The sequence below is a fragment of the Nocardiopsis sp. NPDC058631 genome, assembly GCF_042716955.1.
GTDB lineage: Bacteria > Actinomycetota > Actinomycetes > Streptosporangiales > Streptosporangiaceae > Nocardiopsis.
Window position 1 is genome coordinate 1 of sequence record NZ_JBHXQY010000178.1, and the last position, 5287, is coordinate 5287.

Here is a 5287-nt window from a genome sequence, read left to right on the forward strand (position 1 = left end):
ACGGGAGACCGTCCGGCACCGGCGCTCCGCGCTGTCCGGGGTCCGAGCCCGGGGCGACCGCGTGTTCGTCCACAGGCAGAGGCCGGGGCTGGTAGGCCGTTCCGGGTCCTGCTTCACTGGAGGGAGTGCGACCTCACCGCATCCCCGGCCGTTACCGACTTCCGGCAGCGTGTCGACCCCGGTGGAGCCGTGACAAGCACGCCGGGCAGGTGGCAGCATCATGCCCACACTCCGGCCACAGCCGGAGCCCCGCGTGAACAACCCCGGCCGCACCCTCCACGGCGGCCGGCCAGGAGGTGTGAGGACGGTGCCAGACCCCCGCAGAGGCGGCACGGCCCGAGGAGAGGCCGGGCGGACCTACGTCGGCTGGCGCCACACTGTGCTCCTCCCGTCCCCGGGACCGGCCCCCCGCAGACCAGTGCCCGCCGACACCGAGAGCGTCAGCGAGGACTGGATCGCCGCCCAGCGCGACAGCGAGGCCCAGACCAACCGCCCCCTCCACTTCGCCCTGGCGGGACTCGGCCTGTTCGCCCTGCTGTGCCCGCTGCTGTGGACCCTGCGCATCCTGCCCGGCAGCTTCGCCCTCGGTGGCGCGTTCGCCTGCGCCGCGATCGCCGCCCCCGTCGTCTACGCCCTGGTCCAGAGCCGCCAGGTCGTCGCCGAGCGGCTGGAGAGGGCCCGCGAGCAGCTGGCCGCCGAACGCGACGAGCGCGAGCGGGTCCTGCACGAACAACAGCGCGACCACGCCCGCCTGTACACCGAGTGGCAGGCGGCCTCGCGTGCCTACGAGGCGCAGCCCCGCTGGTACGGGGTGACCGTCCCCGCCGACACCTGCGCGACCGTCGTGGTCGGCGGCACCGAGACCGGGTGGTCGGCGCTGCTCGCCACCGTCGGTGTCTCCCGGCTGCGCGAGGGGGGAGACCTCACCGTCGTCGACCTCACCGGGCGCTCCGTGGCCCGCGAACTCGTCCGGCTCGCCCGCCGCTGCGCCGTCGACCCCCGGCGCTGGGTACTGCCCGCCGACCTGCCGCGGATGACGCTGGGCACCAACCTGGACGCCGGCCAACGGGCGCGCATCCTGTCCGCCGTCGCGGCCGCCTCCGGTGACACCGACGACGCCGACGCGGACGAGACCCTGCTGCTGCGGCTGCTGGAGGTGCTGGGCCCGCACATCGGCATCGCCGAGCTCATCGGCGGTCTGCGCGCCCTCATCACCCCTCTGGAGGACGCGGCCGAGGACGATCCGGCGCTCGCCCTGCTCACCCCCGGGCAGCGGGTGCGGGTGCGCGAGCGCTGTGCCGACCGCCCCGACGTCAGGGAGCGGGCCTGGGAGCTCGAACGCCGCCTCAGCCCCTTCGAGGCGGTCGGCACCCGGGCCGACGACGGCGACTACGCACAGGTCAAGATCATCTCCACCGATCGTGCCTCCGGCCGGGCCGCGGCACGCGTCTACGGGACCTACGCCGTCTCCGCGCTCAGCGAGCTGCTGGAGGGGGCGATGCGGCCCGGCCCGGCCGACGGCGTGCCCTCCCGTGTCCGCCCGGACCGCACACGGACCGTCGTGGTCTGCGGTGCCGACACACTTCCCCCGGAGGAGATCGACCAGGTCCTCTCCGCCGGGTCCGAGAGCGGGGTGGAGGTGGTCCTGATGTTTCGCACCCCCTCGCCCGCCGTCCTCGCCAGGTTCTCCGACCCCTCCTGCCTGCCGGTGGTGATGCGCCAGCAAGCTGACGCCGCGGAGACCGTCGAGCACGCCGTGGCCGCCGCCACGGGCTTCGCCGGGCACGATCCCGCGCGGCTGCGACTGCACCGTCTGACAGAGGTGGTCGGCGAGGCCGTGAGCGGGTCGGACACCGGTGCGGAGGACGCCGAGGACGAGATCGAGGCCGACGACCGCTTCTTCGCCTCCCCGCACACCGAGTCCGGCGCGGTCATCCGCAACGCCGCCGCCGCGATCACCCCTCTCGACCTCGTCCGCCATGTGAGATCCACCACGTCCTGGGGTCGCGCCACCGCCCAGGCGGCCGGGATCGACGCGCCCGGCGCGGACGGGGGCACAGAGGGCACTCCCGTGCGCGTCAGCCGACTGGACGCCGGTGCGCTCCGCGAGCTGCCCGCCACCGCCGCGGTCGTCCTGACCGCCGACGGCCCTGTCCTTGTGGACACCAACCCGGGTATCCTCACCCTGTCCACAGCCACACTGGCCACCGTGGATGACTCCCACAACTTCAGCGGCACGTCGAGCGGACGCGGCACCAAGGTGGCGGAGAGCCCCCGGGGGCGGAGGGGTCGGCACACCGAGAGCGGACGGCCCCGTCCCGCGGCCTCCGACGGCTCCGCTCCCGACACGCCCGGTGGTACGGGTGTCCGCGACGGGTCGCCGGCGTCCGTGGGGGCCGACGACACCAGGGATCGGGTACCGCCCAACCTGGGCCCGCCGCCGAAGAGGTTGGACTGGCGGGTCTGACCCCAGGTGGACAATAAGCTTGGCCCGACACGTCGCCCGCCGCCTCCCATGAGAGAACGGCGCGGGTGATCCAGCAGTTCTGGAGAGCAGGCAGCGGGCGCCCCCGTCCGGGGGCGGAGGCCTTCGGCCCTGCGGGCCGTGGGCTCGCCGCTGCCGACACGAGCCGTTCCCAGGAGGTGACCGACGATGGCCGCGTTCGACGTAGGACGACAGACCCGCCCCGGGGCGCCTCCTCCGCTGTCCGGGACACCCGCCGGGACGCGCGGGCTCCCGGTACACGGAGGGGCCGCGGCCGCTCGACGCACACCGTTCGCCGCCGCTCCCACGGGCCGCGCCGTCCACGCCCTCCACCCGGACACGGTGTCGGCGGTCACCGCCACGGGGCGCGGTGGTTGTGCGCGTGTGCGTGCGGACAAGTACGGTTCTCCACGTCTGTGGTCGCCAGGAACCGGGCAGCCCCGCAGGTGCGCCCCAGGGGACTCCGTCCGGGCGGCCCTTCCTCCCGGGAGGGCGGCCGGTGCCCACACCGGTCGGGTTCCGGCACGCGTGACCGGCAGTTGCAACGTTCGTACCCGGCACGGCAACGTGCAGGGGATCCATCACCGCCGTTTCCGCCTGCTCCAGAGAGCAGACGGACATGCCTACACCACTCAGAAGGAGGCAGGGGCCACCTCTCCCGGCCTGCAAGCCGGAGTAACCGTCCCGCACAGCAGATGAGCGAGCTTCCCTTGCGCGCCCAACTGGCATCGGTCCTGGGAAGGAGCGCAGCCGGCCTCTCCCGTGCCACCGGTCGGGGAGACGGTTCCGTCATCGGCGGCAGGGTGGCGCTCAAGGTCGAACCCGACCTGCTCTCCAAGCTCGCCCGGGGCCGCAGGCTCGCCCTGATCAGCGCCACGAACGGCAAGACCACCACCACCAGGCTCATCGCGCAGGCCCTGCGCGAGTTCGGCGACGTGGCCACCAACGAGCACGGCGCCAACATGCCCACCGGGCACATCACGGCGCTGTCCGACAACCGTTCCGCCGTCAACGGCGTGCTGGAGGTCGACGAGAAGTACCTCCCGCAGGTGCTGCTCGCCACCCAGCCCTCGTTCGTGGTCCTCATGAACCTGAGCCGCGACCAGATGGACCGCGCCTCGGAGATCAACCTGCTCGCCAAGAAGTGGCGCACCGCCCTGGGCAAGAGCAACGCGCACGTCATCGCCAACGCCGACGACCCGCTCGTCGCCTGGGCGGGCCTGGGCGCGCCCAACGCCACCTGGGTCTCCGCCGGCCAGCGCTGGAAGGAGGACTCCTGGTGCTGCCCCGAGTGCGGCGGCCACCTCAGGCGCGAGACCGACCCGCACTGGGAGTGCCCCGAGTGCGGGCTGACACGCCCCCGCGCGAGCTGGGCCGTCGAGAACGAGACCGACACCCTGATCACGCCGGAGGGCCAGCGGATCAAGCTGCGGATGAACCTGCCCGGCGACGCCAACCGGGCCAACGCGGCGATCGCCGCCGCCACCGCCGCGGGGTACGGCATCCACCCCGAACGCACCGTGGAGCGGCTGCGGGAGATCACCTCCGTCGCCGGGCGCTACACCTCCGTGGTGACCATGGGCGTCGAGGTGCGGCTGCTCCTCTCCAAGAACCCCGCCGGATGGCTGGAGTCGTTCGCCGTCCTGGACCCGCCCCGGACCCCGGTGATCCTCGCGGTCAACGCCCAGATCCCCGACGGCAAGGACACGTCCTGGCTGTGGGACGTGGACTACACGGTGCTGCGCGACCGCCGCGTGTTCGTCATGGGCGAGCGCCGTACCGACCTGGCCCTGCGGCTGGAGACCGACGGGGTCCGGTTCGAGACCGCCGACCGGGTGGACGAGGTGCTGGGCCGCCTCAAGGCCGAGCAGCCCGACATCACCAAGGTCGACCTCATCGCCAACTACACCGCCTTCCAGCAGATCCGCACGGCCTACGGCCGCGTCCAGTAGGGGAAAGTCATGACGAACACCAGTGCGTTGCGGATCGTGTGGATCTACCCCGACCTCCTGAGCACCTACGGCGACCAGGGCAACGTCCTCATCCTGAAGCGCCGCGCCGAACTGCGCGGCATCCCGACCGAGATCGTGCACGTCCACTCCAGTGACGCGGTGCCCGAGCAGGGCGACATCTACCTGCTCGGCGGCGGCGAGGACCGGCCGCAGATCCTCGCGGCCGAGCGGCTGCGCGCCGACGGCGGGCTGGCCCGCGCCGCCGCCCGCGGCGCGTGCGTCTTCGCGGTGTGCGCCGGCTACCAGATCATCGGTGAGACCTACGGGGACGACGACGCCAACCCGCTTCCGGGCGTGGGCATCCTCGACATCCGCAGCGGCAGGGGCCAGACGCGCGCGGTCGGCGAGATCGTCGCCGACGTGGAACCGTCCCTGGGGGTCGGCCGGATCACCGGTTTCGAGAACCACCAGGGCCGCACGGCCATCGGCCCGTCGGCGCGCCCGTTCTCCACCACGGTGCGGGGGATCGGCAACGACGACCGCACCGAGGGCGCCTACCAGGGCCAGATCCTGGGCACGTACCTGCACGGCCCCGCCCTGCCCCGCAACCCGCAGCTGGCGGACCTCCTGCTGCGCTGGCGCGTGGGGCAGCTGGCCCCGCTCGCACCGTCCTGGGGCGAGCGCCTGCACGACGAGCGCCTGGCCGCGGCACTGCGTTAGGCCGCGCTTTCCGCATCGGGACCGCGTCCGCCGGGGCGCCTCTCGCCGCCCCGGACACCTGCCGGGAACACGCTCCGTCCCACGGGACGGGCGCGGGGCCCGGCGGACACGGATCCACTCCGTGTCCGCC

Annotated in this window: 3 protein-coding genes; all 3 read left to right on the plus strand. The window is 73.4% G+C overall.

Annotation, left to right across the window (positions count from 1 at the left end; translation table 11 throughout):
• Positions 1-379: 379 nt before the first annotated feature.
• The 3 genes from ACFWTE_RS29570 (at position 380) to ACFWTE_RS29580 (ending at position 5157) form a co-directional block, all read left to right on the plus strand.
• Complete coding sequence (locus tag ACFWTE_RS29570; protein WP_378783215.1) at positions 380-2467, plus strand: hypothetical protein; 2088 nt, start codon at positions 380-382, stop codon at positions 2465-2467.
• A 713-nt stretch (positions 2468-3180) separates the two neighbouring features.
• Complete coding sequence (locus ACFWTE_RS29575) at positions 3181-4437, plus strand: MurT ligase domain-containing protein (protein WP_378783212.1); 1257 nt, start codon at positions 3181-3183, stop codon at positions 4435-4437.
• A 9-nt stretch (positions 4438-4446) separates the two neighbouring features.
• Positions 4447-5157: a type 1 glutamine amidotransferase gene (locus ACFWTE_RS29580; RefSeq protein WP_378783214.1), complete on the plus strand. Its 711-nt coding sequence runs from the start codon at positions 4447-4449 to the stop codon at positions 5155-5157.
• Positions 5158-5287 lie beyond the last annotated feature (130 nt).